The following is a 19,528-nucleotide window of genomic DNA, read 5'->3' as shown; positions in this document are numbered from 1 at the left end:
GCCATGACGAAACGGGACGAAGGGCGCGGCCGCATTGCCGTGGTGACGGGCGGCGCAAGCGGTATCGGTCTTGCGACGGCGACGGTGCTGATCGAACGCGGCTGGCGTGTGGTCATCTCGGACATCAATGCGAAGGCCAATCAGGACTCCGCAACAAAGATCGGCGCGGAGTCTGTTCCCTTCGACGTCACCGATGAACATGCCACTGAAGCCGCCTTCGCTGATATCGAATCCCGTCTCGGGCCGATCGAGGCGCTGTTCGCCAATGCCGGCGTGATCCAGTCGGGTGGCCGATCGGAAGACCTGCCGCTCGCCGAATTTGACAAGGTCATCGCCGCCAATCTGCGCGGTGTCTATGTGTCCTGCATCACCGCGGGCAAGCGTATGACCAAACGCGGGCGCGGCGGCATCGTGATCACGGGTTCGGTCACGGCTTCGCGCACTGCGCCGCTTCATGCCTATGCGCCGTCGAAGGCCGCGGCTGTTCATATGGCGGCGTGTCTCGCTGCCGATTGGGGCCGCTCGGGCGTGCGCGTCAATGCGGTATCGCCGGGCTATGTCGGCACCCCACCATTGCTGGCCAATATCGAACGCGGCACCCGCGACAAGCGCCTGTTGACCGATGGCGCAGCGCTGGGACGCATGGTCGATCCCGAGGAGATCGGGCGCGGCGTCGCCTTCCTACTGTCGGACGATGCGTCGGCGATCACCGGCATCAATCTGCCCGTCGATGCCGGCTGGCTCGCCAGTTCGCATCTCACGACCTATGGCGGCGTGCCCGCCGCACGCTGAATTTCTTCACCGGGAACCGACTGACTGCAGCTCCGCAAAGAGCTCCGCCGAGCTATGGAAAACTCATCATGACATCTACCGAAAGATCTCCCTTCGACCTGACCGGACGCCGCATCGTGATCGCAGGCGCAGCCGGCGGCATTGGCAGCGAGACCGCAAAGCTCGCCGCCAAACAGGGCGCCACACTGGTTCTGATCGATATCGTCGGCAAGGACCGCATCCGCGAGCGTGTTGGTGCCGAGCTGGCCGATCGCTCCGATATCTACAGCCTGGATACCGGCGTGCGTGCAGATGTCGATGCCGCCGCCAAGCAGATCGGCCCCGTTTATGGCCTCGTCGATACGGCGGCGATTGCACCACATGACGACTGGATGGCACCGGATTGGGAGGAGTCGCTGGATCGCGTCATCCGCGCCAATGTGAAGGGCCCGATTAATCTCACCCGCGCTTTTGTGCCGGGCATGATGGAAGCCGGCGAGGGCCGCGTGGTGTTATGCGGCTCTGTGGCGGGTTGGATGGGCGGCCTGCGCACCGGTCCGCATTACGCCTTCGCCAAAGGCGGCATTCATTCATTCGTGCGCTGGCTGGCCAATAAATCCGCGCCGCGCAATGTCCTCGTCAACGGCATCGCACCTGGCCCCGTCGAAACCGCGATGACCGAAGGCAAAGGCTACGACACCTCGCTCTATCCGCTGAAGCGCATGGCCAAGGCTGAGGAGATTGCCGCGACCGCTGTGTTCCTCTGCGGTGCCGGCGCCGGTTATGCCTCAGGCGCGATCTTCGACATCAACGGCGCCACTCACTTCCACTGATCAGATCAGCCTGGTGGCGATGAGAACGGAGATCATCAGCAGGACCGCGATGATGACCACGACAAAGGGCAGCATCGCGCGATAGGCTTCGCGCTCATGACCGGGCGTGCCCGCGAGATTGCACACGATCGACATCCGCACCGGCGACACCATGTTGAGCGACAGCGCAGCCGCATGCTGAAGCGCGACGACGGCCGCAACATCGAGCGCTGCCTCTTTGGCGAGGCTGAGCTGTGCCGGCATGAACAGACCGTTGGCCGCATTGCCGCTATTGGCCAACGCGCCGAACACCGCCGAGATCATCGGCGTGACGGTCACCGACCAGACGCCGAATGTCTCATACATGCCGCGGGCAAGGCCGCCGGCGATGCCCGAGCGCGACAGCAATTCGGCCATCATCGAGAACACCACGACCGTGAGCACGGCGAGCCGGCCGGTCGTCCATGCCGTCGCGATCTCGGCCGGGAAGGCGCGCTGGTGCCCGCGCAGCAGCGCCGTCAGCACCGCGGCGACCACCAGCCAGGTTCCGGCATGAAAGAGCGGAGCCCAGACCGGTGCCCCGGCAAATGGGCTGATGCTCCACGATGTCTGCAGGAACTGGTTCAGCGGCGGCGCCAGGCGCGTCAGCGCCAGCCAGCCGATCAGCAGCGTGAAGGGCAGCATGCGCCGGGCCGCTGCCCTGAGCGCCGCGCGATCCGGCTTCTCGTCGATCAGATAGCGCAGCACGATCGCCGGGCCGAAGGCTGCCAGCATCGCCGGCTCCGGCCCGAGAAACGCCGTGGCGATGATGGCAAGGCCGAGGCTGCCCAAAAGCCAGATTGCTTCGCTGGCGCGCTCGCGCCACTCCGCGCCGATGCCGGCGCGCTCTGCCATGCGCCAATAGATCGGCAACCAGAGAATGTTGAAGACGAGATAGATGAGACTGGTGCGCAGCGCCAAAGCGGTGGGATCCGTGCGCGCGAAAGCTGCGCCCACGACGGCACCGCTCCCCATGGCGCCCCACACGATCATGGTCTGGCTGATCAGCGAGAAGGCGAGCAGTTCGATCGGCTTCAGCCCGAGCCGCCGGATCAGCACCATCGTCCCCATGATGCCGATGCCAAAGCCCGTCGCGGATTCCGCGAAAGGGCCGATCAGGTAGCACGCCGTGAACAGCAAGCGCCGTCGCGCATGCGCGTCGGGCAGCGTCTCCTCGACGGGCATCGCCGCATTGCCGGTGCGGATCGCCATCTGCCAGAACAGCAAGCCGCCGAGAATGTAAGGCACCACGATCCAGCCGATCCAGGCGCCGCGCAGCAAGGCTGCACCGGCATCGGCGATGGGAAACACATGCGGGGCGGTCGTCATCGCCACCACGAAGGCGGTTGCGAGGCCGATCAGCGCAGCGGGAAGCGTTCCCGCCTGGCCGCTGGCGATCACGCCGATCACGGCGAGCGCTGGCAATGACCAAGCGAGATAAAGCACGACGTCGCCTCCCGAGGTAACCTGCTCAGAAGGCAGAATGCGCAGTTCGCGCAGGCGTCACCATTTCGGCCACGATACCGCGATTCGGTCCTTGCCGAGAGGCGATCCGGGGCGCCGGTCCCGCGCTTGGCGGCATCTAGATTTCCTCGACCGGCCCGCCTATATTGGGTCTGTCGCAAGACGATGGCGCTGAACCTCACGATGGACCGCAGGCAGACCCGGGGGCAGTACCCGGCGCCTCCACCTCAGCAGCTTCTGGATCTCGATGCAGGGCTGCTCAGGCGGGGGCGAAACAGGATCGATGGCTGCGAAGAAGTCGCGAATTGTGCTCGGCATGATACCGCCGTTATCGGGTCAAAAACCTAAATGCCAACGATAACGTTAGCATGAACGAAGTGCGCCTCGCGGCGTAACCGTTCGGGGTTGGTCCACCTAGCAACAGAACGGCCGGCCGCGTCATCCTTCGGGATGGCGCGGTTTTATTTTGGGCTCTGATTTTTGTGCACGCGCTGGGCAACGGCAATCTATTGCCAAAGCTGCGACGCAATTCGATCACTTTGAAATGCACACTGCTACGCATTGTCGATCGGGCAGAAGGAGCAACCTATGGCGCGAAATTTTGGCGTTCACCGGCGGTTCAATCATTCGGCCGATGCGCCGGTGTGGCCGCTCTGGATGATGACTTTTGCGGCTGTTGCCGTGATCAATGCGGCGACGTTTTTGCCGCCGCGCTAACGCGGCGTCCGCAAATTAACCTGCGTTAGCAGCGGCGTCGCAATGCGAGGCATTTCCCCGCCGTCATTTTAAATCTCGTCCGGTACATCTCTCCGAAACACAATCGGGGGCGATCGTGATCGAGACACTGCTTATGCTGGCGGCTACCGTCGGCGTCATCTGCCTTGGCGTCCAGATCTATCTGTGGCGGCAGGATGTATTGTGGGGTCCGTATATCCGCCGCGAGGAGCGGGGCGGGCGCCTGTTCGGCTGATCGTAACGTCGCTTACTTGAGCGACGTGTTGATCGAGGTGAACTTGCCTTTGAGATTGCTGCCGGTGCCATTGACGACAGCGATGATGGCAAGCGCGATACCGGCTGCAATCAGGCCGTATTCGATGGCCGTTGCGCCCGATTCGTCGGCAATGAAGCGTTTGATCAATGTCATGCGGCTAACGTTACGGCTCCGGCATGAATCGCGCGTAAATAGCTACCGAACTGCTGACGGTAAAATAAGCGGATATTCTCATCCATTGAGTGACATCGAGCGCGCGACCGTCATTTGAGGTTGCGTCACGGTCCGCCGGCGGAAGCTTTGTGTTTACCATAAGCCGGTTCTCCCCATTTTCGCCCTGATCCAGCTACGATATGTTCACCACGCGATGTGGAAGTGGGGCACATCGTAATTTTGCGGTCGCGTGTTGCCCGATGGGCAGATGACCGCCGGAATGGTATTGGGGCGCATGGGGATTCTTCGGTCACACCGCATCGGTCGTGCTGCGAGCGCAGTAGCGACCATGGGCGCCTGCCTAGCGCTGGCCAATTGCTCGTCCCAGACCACAAGCTTCAGCCGTCTCGATCCCAAATACGGCGTCTCCAGCAGCCCGCGCGTGGTCGGCGCCGGGGAGGCCGTTCCCAAGGGCGGCGGCACCTATCGCGTCGGCAAGCCCTATGTGGTGGCCGGTCGCACCTATGTTCCTGAAGAAAATGCCAATTACCGCGCCGAAGGCATGGCGTCCTGGTATGGCGACGCTTTTCATGGCCGCCTGACCGCCAATGGCGAAGTGTTCGACATGGCGTCGCTGACCGCAGCGCATCCGACCCTGCCGATCCCGAGCTATGCGCGCGTCACCAATGTGAAGAACGGCAAATCACTGATCGTGCGCGTCAATGATCGTGGTCCGTATCACGGCAACCGCCTGATCGACGTCTCGAACAAGGCCGCCGAATTGCTGGAATTCAAGGGCAACGGCATTGCGCGCGTGCGCGTCGAATATGTCGGTCGCGCACCGCTCGAAGGCTCCGACGATCGCCAGCTGATGGCCACCTTGCGCACCGGCGAGCCGGCACCGTCGCCGTCGGTCGTGCGTGTCGCCTCCGCGCGCGCCTTCGTGCCGGATATGCAGGGTGGGCGCGTGGTCTCGCGCGATATCCCGATGCCGGAAGGCCGGCCATATTCGCTGGGCAACACCGCCGCAGATCGCCAGACCTCGGAAATATCGTCCTCCGGCCGTTATCGCTCCGCCGCGGCCTATCCGGCCGAGAATCCGCGTGCCGTCTCCTATGAGGGCAATCCCGATTACGCGGCCCCCGCCGAACCGATGGCCCGTGATAACGGCACGGTCGATGCGCGTGGCGCTGCTGCAATCCTGTCCGGCCGCGGCCTCTACTGATCGAGATTTGATCCAGATATCCGCCCGTTAGCGTCCGGCGCAGCCGGGTTCGCGTTGTTCGGGCAAGGTGATGCTGTTAAGACCTGATCATTCGGGACACAGCATGACATCTGGCTTTTTCACACTGAAAACCTCGCTTGGGCGGCAGCTTGTCGCCGGCTTGCTGACGGCGGCATTTGCGCTGCAGCCGATGGCCCAAGCCGCCAATCAGAGCGTGCAGGGCGCCAAGAAAGTGGTCGAGGAGGGCGGCTACGATACGGACGCACCGACCGCGATCCTGATCGAGGCATCAAGCGGCGCCGTGTTGTTCGAGAAGAATGCCGACGAGCTGCGCGCGCCCTCCAGCATGATGAAGCTGATGACCGTGGAAGTCGTGTTCGACGCGCTGACCCGCGGCGACATCAAGCTCACCGACGAATATCGCACCAGCGAGAATGCCTGGCGCAAGGGCGGCGCACCCGCCGGCGCTTCCACCATGTTCGCGGCGCTGAACAGCCGCATTCCCGTGGCCGATCTCCTGCGTGGCGCCATCATCCAGAGCGGCAATGACAGCTGCATGATCATGGCCGAAGCCATGGAAGGCAACGAAATCGCTTTCGCTGAGCGCATGACCAAGCGTGCGCGCGCACTTGGCATGCCGAAATCGACATTCGCCAATTCCAGCGGCCTGCCGGATCCCAACAACAAGATGACCGTGCGCGAGCTTGGCATCCTGGCGCGCCACATCATCCGCACCTATCCGGACTTCTACAAGATATTCGGCGAGCGCGAATTCACCTGGAACAAGATCCGCCAGCAGAACCGCAATCCGCTGCTTGCCACGCTCGAAGGCGCCGACGGTTTCAAGACCGGTTTCACCAAGGATGGTGGCTACGGCATGGTCGGCTCTGCCGTACAGAACGACACGCGCCTGATCGTGGTTGTCAACGGCCTCGAAGATTCCGACGATCGCGCCTCTGCCGCCAAGAAACTGCTCGAATGGGGTTTTAGGAATTTCGAAGTCCGCAGCGTATTCGCTGGCGATCAGCCGGTCGGCTACGCCAAAGTGTTCGGCGGCGACAAGGGCTCGGTGGCGCTTGTCAGCAAGGAGCCGGTCAAAGTGATGGTGCAGAAGAACGGCAATGACAAGCTGATCGCCCGCATCGTCTATAAGGGACCGGTGCATGCGCCGGTACAGGCCGGCCAGCCGGTCGGTGTCGTAAAAGTCTGGCGTGGCCAGCAGGTTGCCGTGGAAGCGCCCATCTATGCCGCGGATGCCATCGGCACGGGCACCACGATGCAGCGCGCCGTGGATGGCGCCAGCGAACTCGCCATCGGCCTGTTCCGCGCCGGCGCCGAGAAACTGTGACCATGACCGAGACCGACAATACAGCGCCCGAGCGCGGGTGCTTCATCACATTCGAAGGCGGCGAGGGCGCGGGTAAATCCACGCAGATCAAGCTGCTCGCCGATCGCCTCAACGAGGCCGGCATCCGCGCCATCGTCACCCGAGAGCCCGGTGGCTCGCCCGGTGCCGAGATCATCCGTCATGTGGTTCTGTCCGGCATGGGCAAGCTGCTCGGCGCCGAAGCCGAGACGCTGTTGTTTGCCGCCGCGCGCGATGACCACGTCCATGCGGTGATCAAGCCCGCGCTCGACCAGGGCATCTGGGTGCTGTGCGATCGCTTTTCGGATTCCACCCGCGCCTATCAGGGCCGACAGGGCAATGTGTCGCCAGAACTGCTGAAAGCGCTGGAGCGCGTCACCATCGGCGGCCTCAAGCCTGATCTGACGGTGATCCTCGATCTTCCCGTCGAAGTCGGCATGGCCCGCGCTGCGGCCCGCCGCGGCACCGGCATGCCCGATCGCTTCGAGGCCGAGGGCATCGCCTTCCATCAGGGGCTCCGCGAGGCGTTCCGTCAGATTGCCCTGGAGGAGCCGCAGCGCTGCGTGCTGCTCGACGCCACGCTGCCGCCAAAAGCCGTCGCCAACAATATCTGGGGCGTGATGCGCAAGCGCCTGCTGCACGAGACGGCGGACGCATGAGCAAGAACGATCCCGAAATATCCGTCCCGCATCCGCGCGAGACAACAGCACTGTTCGGCCATCACGAGGCCGAGCAGACGCTGCTCAATGCCTATCGTGGCGGCCGTATTCCGCATGCCTGGCTGATCTCCGGCCCGCAGGGAATCGGCAAAACGACGTTGGCCTTTCGCATGGCGCGCTTCGTGCTGGCGCATCGCGATCCCCTGTCATCGCAAGCGCAGTCGGCCGAAACACTCGATCTCGATGACAATCATCCCGTGACCCGCCAGATCGCTGCCGAAGCCCATGGCGGACTGCTGGCGATCCGGCGCACGCCCAATGACAAGGGCGTCATGCGCACCGTCATCACCGTGGACGACGTACGCGAGACCGTCGGCTTCTACGGCTCCACCGCCGCCGTCGATGGCTGGCGCGTCTGCATTGTCGATACCGTGGACGAGCTCAACACCAATGCGGCCAATGCGCTGCTGAAGGTGCTGGAGGAGCCGCCGCAGCGTTCGCTGTTCCTGCTGATTACCCATGCACAGGCGCGGGTGCTGCCCACCATCCAGTCGCGCTGCCGTAAGCTGCCTTTGCGTGCGCTCTCGACCGGCGACGTGCTGTCCGCCCTGGCGCTGGCCACCGAGCGCGAGGAGGGCGATCCCGAGCTCCGCGATGTCGCGGAGGCCTCCGAAGGCAGCGTGTCCCGCGCCATTAATCTGCTCGGCGGCGGCGCGCTGAAACTGCACCAGCGCACCGCCTCGCTGCTCAACACGCTGCCCCACGTGGACCCGCGTGAGCTGCACGCCCTGGGCGATGCGCTGGGGACCAGCGACCGCGTTGCGCTCGGCGCCTTTACTGACAGCGTCGACCGCTGGATCGGCGAGCGGATGCATGCGGATCCTGCCAGCCTGAACGCCGATTTGCCCCGCCTTGCACGCCTTGCGGAGGTATGGGAAAAGATCAACAAAGCCGCGCGCGAGGCCGAATCCTACAATCTCGAGCGAAAACCGCTGGTTTTCTCGGTGTTTGGCCTGCTCGCCGAGGCGACGCGCTGACACCAACTAACGCGGCAAGATCGATCATTTGAAAGGCTTTCGCGCCGATGGCGAACGCGTCCAATAACACCTTCTACATCACCACCGCGATCGCCTATCCCAATGGCGTGCCCCATGTCGGCCATGCCTATGAAGCCATCGCCACCGATGCGTTGGCGCGCTTTGCCCGCCTCGACGGCAAGGACGTGTTCTTCCTGACCGGCACTGACGAGCACGGCCAGAAGATGGTGCAGACGGCCGCGCGCGAAAACCTGCCGGTCGCCGAACTCGCCACCCGCAACGCCGCCCGTTTCAAGGAGATGGATGGCGTGTTGAACATCTCCTACGATCGCTTCATCCGCACCTCAGAGGAGCAGCACCACCGCTCGTCACAGGAACTGTGGAAGCGCATGGCCGCCAATGGCGACATCTATCTCGACAGCTATGCCGGCTGGTATTCCGTCCGCGACGAAGCCTATTACGCGGAGGACGAAACGACCGTCGGCGAGGACAAGGTGCGCCGCGGCCCGCAGGGCACGCCGGTCGAGTGGGTGGAGGAATCCAGCTACTTCTTCCGGCTGTCGAAGTATCAGGACAAGCTTCTTGCGCTCTACGAGGCCACCGATTTCATCGGGCCGGAATCCCGCAAGAACGAAGTCACCAGCTTTGTCAAAGGCGGCCTGAAGGACCTCTCGGTGTCACGCACCACCTTCGACTGGGGCATCAAGGTGCCCGGCGACGACAAGCATGTGATGTATGTCTGGGTCGATGCGCTGACCAACTACATCACCGGCGTCGGCTTCCCCGACGAGAGCGACGCCAACTGGACATACTGGCCCGCCGATGTTCACATCATCGGCAAGGACATCATCCGTTTCCACGCGGTGTACTGGCCCGCCTTCCTGATGTCGGCCGGCATCCCGGTGCAGAAGCGCGTCTATGCCCATGGCTTCCTGTTCAACAGGGGCGAGAAGATGTCGAAGTCGGTCGGCAATGTCGTCGATCCCTTCAATCTCGCCGAACAATATGGCGTCGATCAGCTCCGCTATTTCCTGCTGCGCGAAGTCTCGTTCGGGCAGGACGGCAGCTACAGCCATGAGGCCATCGTCAACCGCACCAATGCGGATCTCGCCAACGACCTCGGCAATCTCGCCCAGCGCTCGCTGTCGATGATCGGCAAGCAATATGGCGGCGTGCTGCCGACACCCGGCGAATTCTCCGAGAACGACAAGGCGATCCTGGCGCAGGCCGATGCCATGCTGGAGCAGGCGCGCACCGCCATGGCCACCCAGCAGATCCACCAGGCGTTGAACGCTATCTGGGCTGTGGTCGCCGAAGCCAACCGTTATTTTGCGGGCGAGGCGCCTTGGGCGCTGGCCAAGACCGATCCAGCGAAGCAGGCGACCGTGCTCTACACCACGGCGGAAGTCGTGCGTCAGGTCGCGATCCTCGCCCAGCCGGTGATGCCGGCGTCCTGCGCCAAACTGCTTGACGTGCTCGGCATTGCCGCCGACGCGCGCGACTTCGCGGCGATCCCGACCCGCATCAAGCCGGGCACGCAGCTGCCGACCCCGACCGGCGTGTTCCCACGCTATGTCGAACCGGCCGCAGCAAGCTGAGTTTGCCGATGCTGGTCGATAGCCACTGCCATCTCGACTTCCCGGATTTCGCCGACGATCTCGACGGCATCGTCGCCCGTGCCGAAGCTGCGGGCGTCGGCCGGCTGGTGACGATCTCAACCCGCGTGCGCCGCCTGCCGGCGCTGCTGGCGATCGCGGAGCGCTTTCCCAATGTCTATTGCTCGGTCGGCACCCATCCGCACAATGCCGACGAAGAAGACGGCATCTCGGCAGACGAGCTGATCGAACTCACGAAGCATCCAAAGGTCATCGCGCTCGGCGAAGCCGGCCTCGATAATTTCTATGAGCATCAATCCTCCGGCGCGCAGGAGAGGGGCTTTCGCGCCCATATCGCCGCGGCCCGCGCCACCGGCCTGCCGCTGGTGATCCACACCCGTGAAGCCGACGACCAATGCGGTATCATTCTCGAAGACGAGATGAAGAAGGGCGCCTTCAAGGCCGTACTGCATTGCTACACCGGTGGCCGCGATCTCGCGATGAAGGCCATTGATCTGGGCCTGTCGATCTCCTTCACCGGCATCATCACCTTCAAGAAATCGCAGGAGCTGCGCGACCTCGCGGCTGAACTGCCGGCCGATCGCATCATGGTCGAGACCGATGCCCCCTATCTCGCCCCCGGCAAATGGCGCGGCAAGCGCAATGAGCCGTCTTACGTGGTCGAGACCGCCAAAGTGCTCGCCGAGACCCGCGGCGTGACTTACGAGGAACTGGCAAAGCAGACCACGGACAATTTCTTCCGCCTATTCAGCAAAGCGTCCGAGAGCATCGCTGCATGACGTTGGCGCTCACCATTCTCGGCTCCGGATCGTCGGCGGGTGTGCCGCGCCCGGCGCTGGGCTGGGGCGCCTGCGATCCCGCCAATCCGAAGAACCGCCGCCGCCGCTGCTCCTTGATGGTCGAACGCATCGGCCCCGATGGCGTCACCCGCGTGATCATCGACACCTCGCCGGATCTCCGCGAGCAGTTGCTCGACGCCGAGGTCGATGACATCGATGCGGTGTTCCTGACCCACGAACATGCCGACCAGACCCATGGCATGGATGATCTCCGCTCCGTGGTGTTGAAGCGCCGCAAGCGCATTCCTGTCTATATGAACACGCCCACGGCCGACGAGTTGATGCCGCGTTTCGGCTACTGCTTCCGGACCCCCCCTGGCAGCGACTATCCGCCGATCCTCGATCATCTCAACATCGAGGCCGGCGAGAGCCGCACCATCACGGGGAAGGGCGGCGACCTCACCTTGGCGCCGTTCCTTGTCCAGCACGGCAACATTCCGGCGCTCGGCTATCGCATCGATCATGCCGCCTATTCACCGGATCTGAACGATATCCCGGAAGTGAGCTGGCCGGCGCTCGAGGGGCTCGATCTCTGGATCGTGGACGGGCTGCGCTACACCCAGCATCCCAGCCATTTCAGCATTGGTGACGCCTTGAAGTGGCGAGATCGCTTCAAGCCCAAACGGACGGTGATCACCAACATGACCGCTGAGGTGGATTACGAGGCAGTGAAAGCCAAGCTGCCGGAGGGCGTGGTGCCGGGGTACGATGGCATGCGGCTGGTGGTGGCGTAGACTCTGCCGTAGGGCGGATCAGCGTAGCGCAATCCGCCGCGGAGTTTCAGCTAAGTGCGCGGCCGGCGGATGACGCCTTCGGCTCATCTGCCCCACAAACTCCGTTGCCGCGCAAGACGCAGACTTAATAACGGTGAGTTCCCTGCCAGTCCCGCTGACTCGCTGTCATCTTTCTGCTGTCATTGACATCGCAATGCGCTTTGCGACTCAAATTAATCCCTTCAAGTCGTATTCTTCTGGCACTTTCATTGCCGGCCCTCCGAGTCGCTTCGGAGGGCCGTTTTCCGTCGCGGTTCAGGCATTCGGCATCTCCGCCCTCATGGTGAGGAGCGCGTTTTCGCGCGTCTCGAACCATGAGCTGCCAGGCTGTGTCGTTTGCCGCCATTCTTCGAGACGCCGCTGCGCGGCTCTCAGGATGAGGAAAAAGCTCGTGGCGAAACGAACGTCTCAGCTCTCGAACGACCCCGTCGATTTGACCCGATCGCGCAGGATGAATTTCTGGATCTTGCCCGTGGACGTCTTCGGGATTGCGCCGAACACCACGGCTTTCGGCGTCTTGAAGCCCGGCAGCTGCTCGCGGCAATAAGCGATGATCTCCGCTTCTGTCGCCGCCGCGTTCGGCTTGAGCTCAACAAAGGCGCACGGTACTTCGCCCCATTTGTCATCGGGCTTGGCCACCACAGACGCGAACAGCACGGCGGGGTGCTTGTAGAGCACGTCTTCAACCTCCACCGACGAGACATTCTCGCCGCCGGAAATGATGATGTCCTTGGAGCGGTCCTTGATGGTCACATAGCCTTGGGCGTCCATCACGGCGAGATCGCCGGTGTGATACCAGCCGCCGGCAAAGGCTTCCTGCGTGGCCTTCTCGTTCTTGAGATAGCCCTTCATGACGATATTGCCGCGGAACATGATCTCGCCGATGGTTTCGCCATCGGCCGGCACCGGCTCCATGGTGTCGGGATCTCGCACGGTCAGGCCTTCCTGCGACGGGAAGGGCACGCCCTGCCGGCGTTTCAGGCGCGCCCGCTCGTCGGCCGGCAGTTCGTCCCAGCCCGGTTGTTCGGCGCAGACCGAGGCCGGCCCGTAGGTTTCGGTCAGGCCGTAGACATGGGTGAGCTTGATGCCGATCCGCTCCGCACCGGCAAGCACCGTCATAGGCGGCGGGGCGCCGGCGATCGATCCCTGGATCATCTGGCCGCCGGCATAGGTCGGCGCATCCGCCGCGTTGATCAGCGTGTTGTAGACGATCGGCGCGCCCGACATATGGGTCACGCCGTGTGCCGATATCAGCGCAAAGATCTTGGTTGGCTCCACCTTGCGCAGGCAGACATTGATTCCGGCACTCGCCGCCACCGCCCAGGGCAGGCACCAGCCATTGCAGTGGAACATCGGCAGGGTCCAGAGATAGACCGGGTGGCGGCCGAGATCGGTGGCCAGGATATTGCCCCATGCATTCAGATAGGCGCCGCGATGATGGGTGACGACGCCTTTCGGATTGCCCGTGGTGCCCGACGTGTAGCCGAGCGCGATCGCGTCCCATTCGTCGAGCGGAAAGGCCGAGGTGAAGTCGGGGCTGCTCTGGGCGAGGGCGGTTTCATATTCGAGTTCGCCGATCCGGCGCGGGTCCGAGAAAGTGAGGTCATCCACATCGATGATGATGGGCTTCGGTCCACTCATCAGGCCGAGCGCCTCGGTGACGACGGCTGCGAATTCCGGATCCACCAGCAGCACCTTGGCGCCGCCGTGGTCGAGCTGGAACGCGATGGCTGCAGCGTCGAGGCGGATGTTCAGCGTGTTGATCACGGCGCCCGCCATGGGGATCGCGAAGTGCGCCTCGTTCATGGCCGGCACGTTCGGCAGCATGGTCGCGACGGTGTCGCCACGGCCGATGCCGCGGCCGGTGAGCCAGGAGGCGAAACGGCGGCAGCGCTCCAGGGTCTGCGCCCAGGTGAAGCGGCGGTCCTCATAGATGGTGCTGAGGAGGTCCGGATAGACCGCGGCGCTGCGCACGAGGAAGCTGATCGGTGACAGCGCGACGAAGTTGGCAGCGTTCTGGTCGAGGCCGACGCTATAGGCGCCTTGACTGGGGATCATTTGACAAACTCGCATAAAGTCAGTGAGTTATGGAAGGTATCTCACTTATCAGTTTATCGAAGTAAAAGGCTTCCAAATTCACCTTAGATATCGCTCGCAACCATCTGAATTTAATGCACTTCAGAGGAAGCCAATCGATATCCAGGGAAAGATCGCGACAATAATCAAGCCGACAAGGAGGGCCAGCAGATAGCCGAGAATGGGCCGGATGCCTTGCGCTGGATCAACCCGCCCGATTGCACAGGCGGCATAGTAGCCGACTCCAAACGGCGGCGCGAACAGCCCGATGCCCATCGCGAGGATGACGATCATCGCGTAATGGACCTCGTGGACCCCCACCAGCCGGGCGATCGGGAACAGCAGGGGCCCGAACAACACGATGGCCGGGATACCCTCCAGCACGCTGCCGAGGATGATGAAGGCCACGATCGAGACCGCGATGAAGGTGGCGCCGCCGCCGGGCAAACCGGTCATGGCGGCCGCCAGCGAGCGCGAGAAGCCGGACTGGGTCAGGCCCCAGGCCATGCCGGTGGCGGTTCCGATGATCAGCAGGATGGCGCCGGAGAGGCAGGCGGTGTCCACCAGCATCGGCCTCAGCCGGCTCCAGTCGAACTGGCGATAGATCAGCAGGCCCGCCAGCACGGCATAGACGATGCCGATGGTGGAGACTTCAGTGGCCGTCGCCACGCCCTCAACAACCGCCGCGCGGATGACGAAAGGCAGCGCGATGGCGGGCAACGAGATGATGAAGGCCCGGCCGATGTCGCGGCGCGAGGCACGCTTCACATGGCTGAGATCCTCATCGCGATAGCGCCACCACACCAGCGCGCCCAGCGTGATGGCCAGCACCACGCCCGGCAGCAAGCCGCCGGTGAACAGCGCCGAGATCGAGACGCCGGTGACCGAACCGATGGTGATCAGCACCAGACTCGGCGGGATGGTTTCGGTCTGCGCGCCGGTGGCCGAGAGCAGGGCGACGAGGTCGCCCGGCTTGGCGCCGCGCTTCTTCATCTCCGGGAACAGCACCGGCGCCACGGCAGCCATGTCGGCGGCCTTGGAACCGGAAATGCCGGACACCAGATACATGGCGCCGATCAGCACATAATGCAGGCCGCCGCGGACATGGCCGAGCAGGCTGGCCAGGAACGCCACCATGGCGCGGGCCATGCCGGTCATCTCGATGAGCAGGCCCAGGAACACGAACAGCGGCACCGACAGCAGGATCAGATGGCTCATGCCCTCGTCCATCCGCCCGATCAGCACCATGATCGGCGTCCGCGTGGTCAGCGCCATATAGCCGAAAATGGCGAGGCCGAAGCCGAACGCGATCGGCACGCCGGCGAAGACGCAGAGGCCGACCACGCCGACGAAGAAGATGATCAGGTTGAGATTGCCGAGGGTGCGCAGGAAGGGCTCCGCGAGCCAGAATGCGCCCATGATGGCAACGACAGTGCCGAGCGCCATCAGCACGGTGCGGGTCTGGCCGTAACGGAGCAGGCGCAGGAAGGCGAAGACGATCATCAGCGAGATGCCGACCGGCAAAGCCGCGGCACGAAAACTGTTGGCGATCTGCAGCGCAGGGGTCGTGATGTAGCTTTCCTCATAGGCGTATTCGTAGGACGGCGCGACGACGAGCAACAGGAACGCCAGCGCCGCGCAGGTCGCGACGACATCGAGGAAGGCCCACATCCGCGGTCCCGCCGTCGCCACCAGCGCGGTCATGCGCATATGCTCGCCACGCCGGAACGCGACGACAGAACCGAGCATCGCCAGCCAGAGGAACAGGATCGAGGCCAGCTCGTCCGACCACACCAGCGGCTGGTGCAGGCCGTAACGGGCGACCACGCCTGCGAACAGGATGGCGATCTCGGCGACGACCAGGATCGCCACCGGGATCTCCACCAGCGTGCCGAGGATCCGCTCCAGCGATGTCAGCCAGCCCTGGGGACGGCTGACATCGGGTGTCATCCCGTCCTGCGGCGGCGCGAGTTCGGCATGGGCCATGTCGGTGTGCTTTAGGCCAGCTTGCCGACGGACTTTTCGAGCAGCGACCAGGCCTGGTCGCCATATTTGCCCTTCCATTCCGCATAGAAGCCGGCAGAGCGCAGCTTGTTGCGGAATGGCTCCACCGTCGGCTGGTTGAAGATCAGGCCCTTGGCCAGCAGCTCTTCGCGCACCGTCGCATTGAGCTTGGCGGTGTCCTCGCGCTCCTTGACGGCCGCGGCGTTGATGTTCTTGGCGACGATCTCGCGGAGATTGGCGGGCAGGCGCTCCCAGGCACGACGATTGGCGAGGAACCAGAAGCCGTCCCACATGTGGTTGGTCATAGAGCAGTATTTCTGCACTTCAAACAGCTTCGCCGTGGAGATCAGCGCCAGCGGATTTTCCTGGCCCTCGACGACCTTGGTCTGCAGCGCCGAATAGACTTCGCTGAAATTGATCGAGGCCGGTGCACTGTCGAAGGCCTTGTACATCGAGGTCCACAGCGGCGAGACCGGCACGCGGATCTTGAAACCCTTGAGATCGTCCGGGCCGTTGATCGGCCGCGTCGATGACGTGGTCTGGCGGAAGCCGTTGTCCCAGATTTTGTCCATCACCACGAGATTGGCCTTGGTGATCTCGCCGCGCACATAAGCGCCGAGCTCGCCGTCCATAGCTTTCCAGACGGTCTCGTAATCCGGGAAGGCGAAGCCGATGCCGTTGATCGATGTGGCCGGCACCAGCGTGGCAAGGATCAGGCCCGACAGCGTGAAGAACTCGACGCCGCCCGAGCGGATCTGGCTGAGCATATCGGTGTCCGAGCCGAGCTGGTTGTTCGGAAACACCTGCAGGTCGACCTTGCCGCCCGTCTCCGTTTTGATCGCCGCCGACATTTCGCGGGCACGAACGTTCAGCGGATGCGTATCGGGCAGATTGTTTGCGTATTTGTAGACAAATTCAGCCTGCTGGGCGCGCGCCACCAAAGGCATGCCGATGCCGCCCATGGCCGTCGCGGCGGCGGATGCCTTCAACAGTGTCCGGCGTGAAATCGTCATTTTGTTTCTCCCTGCCACATCATTCTGACTTTTTGTGATGTCGATGCCCCTTGTCGTTTCGACATCATGCGCGGTCAAGCCTTTTCGCCGCACCCGGGGCCTCGACTTTGGACGGTCTTTGGTGAAAACCATCGCCGCAAGAATGACGCTGCGCGGCCGCCGAGCTGCTGCAGGACATGGGAGGAAAATGGATGAGCAAGGACCAAAATAGAGATTTGGGCGTCGTCATCATCACCGGCGGCGCATCCGGAATCGGGCTGGCGATCGCCAGGGCGGCCGTAGGTGAGGGGTGGAAGGTCCTCCTCGCCGACCTCACCCAGCCTGCGCTCGACGCCGCCAAAGCTCAGGTCGATGCGATCAAACCCGGCGTCACTCGCACTGTCGTCATGGACGTCGCCAATGAAGACGCCGTCATCGCCGGTCTGAAGGATTGTGAGACCGGTTTCGGTCCGGTCCGTGGCCTCGTGAACTCAGCCGGAATCGGCCGCCAGGTGCCGTTTTTCGAGACCTCCGTGAAGCTGTTTCGCGAGATCCTGGACATCAATCTGGTCGGCAGCTTTGCCGTGGCCAAGGAAGCCGCGCGGATGATGAAGGCCCATGGCGGCGGCGCCATCGTCAATGTGGCGTCGGTGTCCGGCATTCGCGGCAATATCGAGCGCTCGGCTTATGGCGCGTCCAAGGGCGGCGTCATCACGCTGACCCAGGTGATGGCCTGCGAACTGGCGCCGTTGAACATCCGCGTCAACGCCATCGCGCCGGGTCCATTTGAGACACCCATGGTCCAGGAAATGCACACGGCAGCGACGCGCGAGGCTTGGATGCAGGTGGTGCCACAGCGCCGTTATGCCGAGCCGGACGAGGTGGCCGGTGCCGCGCTATTCCTCTTGGACAGCAGCAAATCGAGCTTCGTCACGGGCCATGTGCTCAATGTGGATGGCGGCTTTGCAGCCCATGGGCTGCTGCCGAAGCATCCGTAGACGCCGGTCTCACTTCAGATAGGTTCGCAGCACTTCGATAAGCTCGGCCGCGCCCTGGGCGCTCTTGCTGTTGTCCTTATCCGGATCGACGATGTGGTTGCGGATATGGTCCTCCATGACCTCGGCGGTCAGTCCGTTGACCGCGCCACGCATGGACGAGACCAGCATCAGCACGTCGGAGCAGCCAAGCTCGGCCTCCAGCGCGCGTTCAAGCGCCTCGGCCTGGCCCTTGATCCGGCGGACGCGCGCGATGAGTTTGTTCTTGTCCTTGATCGTGTGCACGCGGTTAGGCTCCGTGGGATTCTCGTGGTCCGACAGACCGTAACATGAAGTCGTGGAGATTGGCGTGTTTGCATCGGCGGCGAGCTAAGAACCTGAGAACGCGGATACTTTTATATTCCATAATATACCTTATGCGAATAAGACATGTAGGGATGAGGCGGCGTTTAGCTGGACTTGTTGATCCCCTACAAGTCCGCTCGCCATCGTGGCGAGCCTGTTTGTGTTCGTGAATGAGATCCATCGTCTAGGTTTGGACCAGGCTGATTGTGGGGTCTGGCTGGCCGCTCCAGACCATCCGATAGACGTCACCCTGGGCCACCGACTGGACCGCATGCGGGAAAAGCGCGACCAGGCACGTTCCGCCGGGGTGCCGGACGGATGGATAGATAATCCCGTTCAGGCCGCGCGTTCTGGCTGCGTCCGCCAGTGCGTTTCCAACCGGGTATCCAATGGCCTTGTCCGGGCGCAAGGCGTCATGCGTCGGATGGGCTCGCAGGTCCACGAATTCGCCCGCGAAGCTCGCAAACATTTCGGCGTATTCGACCGTCGTGTTGAAATCGCCAGCCGCTGCCAGAAACTCGGTCAGGTGAAACTTGACCTCGGCAAGGCTTGTCTCGACGTCAAACCCGGCATACCAGGCACCGCGGTCGGCTCCGTTGAACCGGTTGGGTTCGCGAGGCTTGGCATAGGCGAAGGAGGCGTTGATGAAGTGCGCGTGCGGGACGCCGTAGAGCAGTTCAAACGATTGCACCTCACCTGCCCCACGCGCCTGCGCAATCCGTCTGGCACTCGTGGCGCCTTCGATCTCGCTCAACGCCTCCAGTTCTGATTCATCGACCAGATCGAGCAAGACGGAATCACGAAGTCGCGCGGTCATTACAAGGCGAACGGTTCGCTCGATGGCTTCGCGACTGACCTTCAACCCATCAAGCATGGATCAAAGGCCGCCGCGAACCGCGTCCACGTAACGTCGTGTCTCAAGCATCAGCGGGATGCCGCCATCGATCATGGCATCGACCGGAGATCGGCGCTGGAAGATCGGACCGCTATTGGCCAGTTTCGGCCAGCGCATCGCCATGTCGTCGGCGAACAGAAGTCGAAGACCTTTGTGGATGCCAATCGCAGCCGAGGCCCGTGTAAGCTGATCCTGTGAAAGAGGCTGGTCCCACGCACCGCGCTTGATCCGGTCCCACGTGCTTTCGGAGACACCGAGAAGCATCGCGGATTCGGCATTGGTCAGTTTCCAATGCTCGACGATCTTCCGGAATGCCTTGATGGCGATCGGAGACAATCGCTCGCGATCATGCGCTTTCGTGAATGTCTGTATGTCGATGGGTGTGACGGCGGCTGATGCTTCGAAAGACGCGATTTGAGCCATGATCATGCCCCTCCGTATCACACTACAGATACCGTCATTTGGTGCGATGTCAA

Annotated in this window: 20 protein-coding genes and 1 other RNA gene; 13 read left to right on the top strand and 8 right to left on the bottom strand. The window is 63.0% G+C overall.

Features of this window, described 5'->3' with window-relative positions:
* Nucleotides 1-3: 3 nt before the first annotated feature.
* Together AC1RQ5_RS17425 and AC1RQ5_RS17420 are read left to right on the top strand one after the other, a co-directional pair.
* The gene (locus AC1RQ5_RS17425; RefSeq protein WP_398484692.1) at nt 4-792 is read left to right on the top strand and encodes an SDR family NAD(P)-dependent oxidoreductase; all 789 of its coding nucleotides are present in this window, start codon (nt 4-6) and stop codon (nt 790-792) included.
* Between the two features lie 68 nt (nt 793-860).
* Entirely contained in the window at nt 861-1,604 is a 744-nt protein-coding gene (locus AC1RQ5_RS17420; protein WP_493200593.1) for an SDR family NAD(P)-dependent oxidoreductase, read from the top strand.
* On the opposite strand, the gene AC1RQ5_RS17415 is transcribed toward AC1RQ5_RS17420, so the two are convergent.
* Nucleotides 1,605-3,068, bottom strand: coding sequence for an L-lactate permease (locus AC1RQ5_RS17415; RefSeq protein WP_493200591.1), 1,464 nt, complete (start codon nt 3,066-3,068; stop codon nt 1,605-1,607).
* Nucleotides 3,069-3,201: 133 nt separating this feature from the next.
* On the opposite strand from AC1RQ5_RS17415, the gene ssrA reads away from it, so the two are divergent.
* The 3 genes from ssrA to AC1RQ5_RS17400 all read left to right on the top strand — a co-directional run bounded on the left by ssrA (nt 3,202) and on the right by AC1RQ5_RS17400 (nt 4,056).
* Nucleotides 3,202-3,522: a transfer-messenger RNA gene (gene ssrA, locus AC1RQ5_RS17410) on the top strand.
* A gap of 152 nt (nt 3,523-3,674) precedes the next feature.
* Nucleotides 3,675-3,803, top strand: a complete 129-nt coding sequence (locus AC1RQ5_RS17405) for a hypothetical protein (RefSeq protein ID WP_398484698.1) — start codon at nt 3,675-3,677, stop codon at nt 3,801-3,803.
* A 115-nt stretch (nt 3,804-3,918) separates the two neighbouring features.
* On the top strand, nt 3,919-4,056 hold the full coding sequence (locus AC1RQ5_RS17400) for a hypothetical protein (protein ID WP_493200588.1): 138 nt from the start codon (nt 3,919-3,921) through the stop codon (nt 4,054-4,056).
* A gap of 12 nt (nt 4,057-4,068) precedes the next feature.
* Here the strand turns inward: AC1RQ5_RS17400 and AC1RQ5_RS17395 are convergent, their stop codons facing one another.
* Nucleotides 4,069-4,230, bottom strand: coding sequence for a Flp family type IVb pilin (locus AC1RQ5_RS17395; RefSeq protein ID WP_493200587.1), 162 nt, complete (start codon nt 4,228-4,230; stop codon nt 4,069-4,071).
* Between the two features lie 295 nt (nt 4,231-4,525).
* Between AC1RQ5_RS17395 and AC1RQ5_RS17390 the strand changes: the two genes are divergently transcribed.
* The 7 genes from AC1RQ5_RS17390 (at nt 4,526) to AC1RQ5_RS17360 (ending at nt 11,706) form a co-directional block, all read left to right on the top strand.
* The gene (locus tag AC1RQ5_RS17390; RefSeq protein ID WP_493203456.1) at nt 4,526-5,455 is read left to right on the top strand and encodes a septal ring lytic transglycosylase RlpA family protein; all 930 of its coding nucleotides are present in this window, start codon (nt 4,526-4,528) and stop codon (nt 5,453-5,455) included.
* A 103-nt stretch (nt 5,456-5,558) separates the two neighbouring features.
* Nucleotides 5,559-6,803, top strand: a complete 1,245-nt coding sequence (locus AC1RQ5_RS17385; protein ID WP_493200585.1) for a D-alanyl-D-alanine carboxypeptidase family protein — start codon at nt 5,559-5,561, stop codon at nt 6,801-6,803.
* Nucleotides 6,804-6,805: 2 nt separating this feature from the next.
* Nucleotides 6,806-7,480 (top strand): dTMP kinase, encoded by a 675-nt coding sequence (gene tmk, locus AC1RQ5_RS17380; protein WP_398482315.1) that lies wholly within the window; start codon nt 6,806-6,808, stop codon nt 7,478-7,480.
* Complete coding sequence (locus tag AC1RQ5_RS17375; RefSeq protein WP_493200582.1) at nt 7,477-8,517, top strand: DNA polymerase III subunit delta'; 1,041 nt, start codon at nt 7,477-7,479, stop codon at nt 8,515-8,517. The genes tmk and AC1RQ5_RS17375 overlap by 4 nt, the downstream gene beginning before the upstream one ends.
* A gap of 47 nt (nt 8,518-8,564) precedes the next feature.
* A complete protein-coding gene (metG, locus tag AC1RQ5_RS17370) occupies nt 8,565-10,115 on the top strand; it encodes a methionine--tRNA ligase (RefSeq protein ID WP_493200580.1) in 1,551 nt (516 codons plus the stop codon).
* Between the two features lie 8 nt (nt 10,116-10,123).
* Entirely contained in the window at nt 10,124-10,912 is a 789-nt protein-coding gene (locus tag AC1RQ5_RS17365; RefSeq protein ID WP_493200578.1) for a TatD family hydrolase, read from the top strand.
* Nucleotides 10,909-11,706, top strand: coding sequence for an MBL fold metallo-hydrolase (locus AC1RQ5_RS17360; protein ID WP_493200576.1), 798 nt, complete (start codon nt 10,909-10,911; stop codon nt 11,704-11,706). The genes AC1RQ5_RS17365 and AC1RQ5_RS17360 overlap by 4 nt, the downstream gene beginning before the upstream one ends.
* Nucleotides 11,707-12,153: 447 nt before the next feature.
* On the opposite strand, the gene AC1RQ5_RS17355 is transcribed toward AC1RQ5_RS17360, so the two are convergent.
* The 3 genes from AC1RQ5_RS17355 to AC1RQ5_RS17345 all read right to left on the bottom strand — a co-directional run bounded on the left by AC1RQ5_RS17355 (nt 12,154) and on the right by AC1RQ5_RS17345 (nt 16,838).
* Complete coding sequence (locus AC1RQ5_RS17355; RefSeq protein WP_493200574.1) at nt 12,154-13,803, bottom strand: acyl-CoA synthetase; 1,650 nt, start codon at nt 13,801-13,803, stop codon at nt 12,154-12,156.
* A gap of 120 nt (nt 13,804-13,923) precedes the next feature.
* Entirely contained in the window at nt 13,924-15,807 is a 1,884-nt protein-coding gene (locus tag AC1RQ5_RS17350; RefSeq protein WP_493200572.1) for a TRAP transporter large permease, read from the bottom strand.
* An 11-nt stretch (nt 15,808-15,818) separates the two neighbouring features.
* A complete protein-coding gene (locus AC1RQ5_RS17345) occupies nt 15,819-16,838 on the bottom strand; it encodes a TRAP transporter substrate-binding protein (RefSeq protein ID WP_493200570.1) in 1,020 nt (339 codons plus the stop codon).
* 191 nt (nt 16,839-17,029) lie between these two features.
* On the opposite strand from AC1RQ5_RS17345, the gene AC1RQ5_RS17340 reads away from it, so the two are divergent.
* The gene (locus AC1RQ5_RS17340) at nt 17,030-17,815 is read left to right on the top strand and encodes an SDR family NAD(P)-dependent oxidoreductase (RefSeq protein ID WP_493200568.1); all 786 of its coding nucleotides are present in this window, start codon (nt 17,030-17,032) and stop codon (nt 17,813-17,815) included.
* 9 nt (nt 17,816-17,824) lie between these two features.
* Here AC1RQ5_RS17340 and AC1RQ5_RS17335 read toward each other — a convergent pair whose 3' ends face one another.
* The 3 genes from AC1RQ5_RS17335 to AC1RQ5_RS17325 all read right to left on the bottom strand — a co-directional run bounded on the left by AC1RQ5_RS17335 (nt 17,825) and on the right by AC1RQ5_RS17325 (nt 19,481).
* The gene (locus AC1RQ5_RS17335; RefSeq protein WP_398482333.1) at nt 17,825-18,097 is read right to left on the bottom strand and encodes a metal/formaldehyde-sensitive transcriptional repressor; all 273 of its coding nucleotides are present in this window, start codon (nt 18,095-18,097) and stop codon (nt 17,825-17,827) included.
* Nucleotides 18,098-18,341: 244 nt separating this feature from the next.
* Entirely contained in the window at nt 18,342-19,031 is a 690-nt protein-coding gene (locus AC1RQ5_RS17330; RefSeq protein WP_493200567.1) for an RES family NAD+ phosphorylase, read from the bottom strand.
* A 3-nt stretch (nt 19,032-19,034) separates the two neighbouring features.
* Nucleotides 19,035-19,481, bottom strand: a complete 447-nt coding sequence (locus AC1RQ5_RS17325; RefSeq protein ID WP_493200565.1) for an antitoxin Xre-like helix-turn-helix domain-containing protein — start codon at nt 19,479-19,481, stop codon at nt 19,035-19,037.
* Between the last annotated feature and the right edge of the window lie 47 nt (nt 19,482-19,528).

The organism is Tardiphaga sp. GW821-FHT12E02 (assembly GCF_058807155.1).
The sequence above is the reverse complement of the archived record's forward strand: the minus strand, read 5'-3'. Positions and strand labels throughout refer to the sequence as shown.

Coding starts and splice junctions, on each gene's coding strand:
- AC1RQ5_RS17425 (WP_398484692.1), top strand. CDS start 4: ATGACGAAACGGGACGAAGGGCGCGGCCGCATTGCCGTGGTGACGGGC.
- AC1RQ5_RS17420 (WP_493200593.1), top strand. CDS start 861: ATGACATCTACCGAAAGATCTCCCTTCGACCTGACCGGACGCCGCATC.
- AC1RQ5_RS17405 (WP_398484698.1), top strand. CDS start 3,675: ATGGCGCGAAATTTTGGCGTTCACCGGCGGTTCAATCATTCGGCCGAT.
- AC1RQ5_RS17395 (WP_493200587.1), bottom strand. CDS start 4,230: ATGACATTGATCAAACGCTTCATTGCCGACGAATCGGGCGCAACGGCC.
- AC1RQ5_RS17390 (WP_493203456.1), top strand. CDS start 4,526: ATGGGGATTCTTCGGTCACACCGCATCGGTCGTGCTGCGAGCGCAGTA.
- AC1RQ5_RS17385 (WP_493200585.1), top strand. CDS start 5,559: ATGACATCTGGCTTTTTCACACTGAAAACCTCGCTTGGGCGGCAGCTT.
- tmk (WP_398482315.1), top strand. CDS start 6,806: ATGACCGAGACCGACAATACAGCGCCCGAGCGCGGGTGCTTCATCACA.
- AC1RQ5_RS17375 (WP_493200582.1), top strand. CDS start 7,477: ATGAGCAAGAACGATCCCGAAATATCCGTCCCGCATCCGCGCGAGACA.
- metG (WP_493200580.1), top strand. CDS start 8,565: ATGGCGAACGCGTCCAATAACACCTTCTACATCACCACCGCGATCGCC.
- AC1RQ5_RS17365 (WP_493200578.1), top strand. CDS start 10,124: ATGCTGGTCGATAGCCACTGCCATCTCGACTTCCCGGATTTCGCCGAC.
- AC1RQ5_RS17360 (WP_493200576.1), top strand. CDS start 10,909: ATGACGTTGGCGCTCACCATTCTCGGCTCCGGATCGTCGGCGGGTGTG.
- AC1RQ5_RS17355 (WP_493200574.1), bottom strand. CDS start 13,803: ATGATCCCCAGTCAAGGCGCCTATAGCGTCGGCCTCGACCAGAACGCT.
- AC1RQ5_RS17350 (WP_493200572.1), bottom strand. CDS start 15,807: ATGGCCCATGCCGAACTCGCGCCGCCGCAGGACGGGATGACACCCGAT.
- AC1RQ5_RS17345 (WP_493200570.1), bottom strand. CDS start 16,838: ATGACGATTTCACGCCGGACACTGTTGAAGGCATCCGCCGCCGCGACG.
- AC1RQ5_RS17340 (WP_493200568.1), top strand. CDS start 17,030: ATGAGCAAGGACCAAAATAGAGATTTGGGCGTCGTCATCATCACCGGC.
- AC1RQ5_RS17330 (WP_493200567.1), bottom strand. CDS start 19,031: ATGCTTGATGGGTTGAAGGTCAGTCGCGAAGCCATCGAGCGAACCGTT.
- AC1RQ5_RS17325 (WP_493200565.1), bottom strand. CDS start 19,481: ATGATCATGGCTCAAATCGCGTCTTTCGAAGCATCAGCCGCCGTCACA.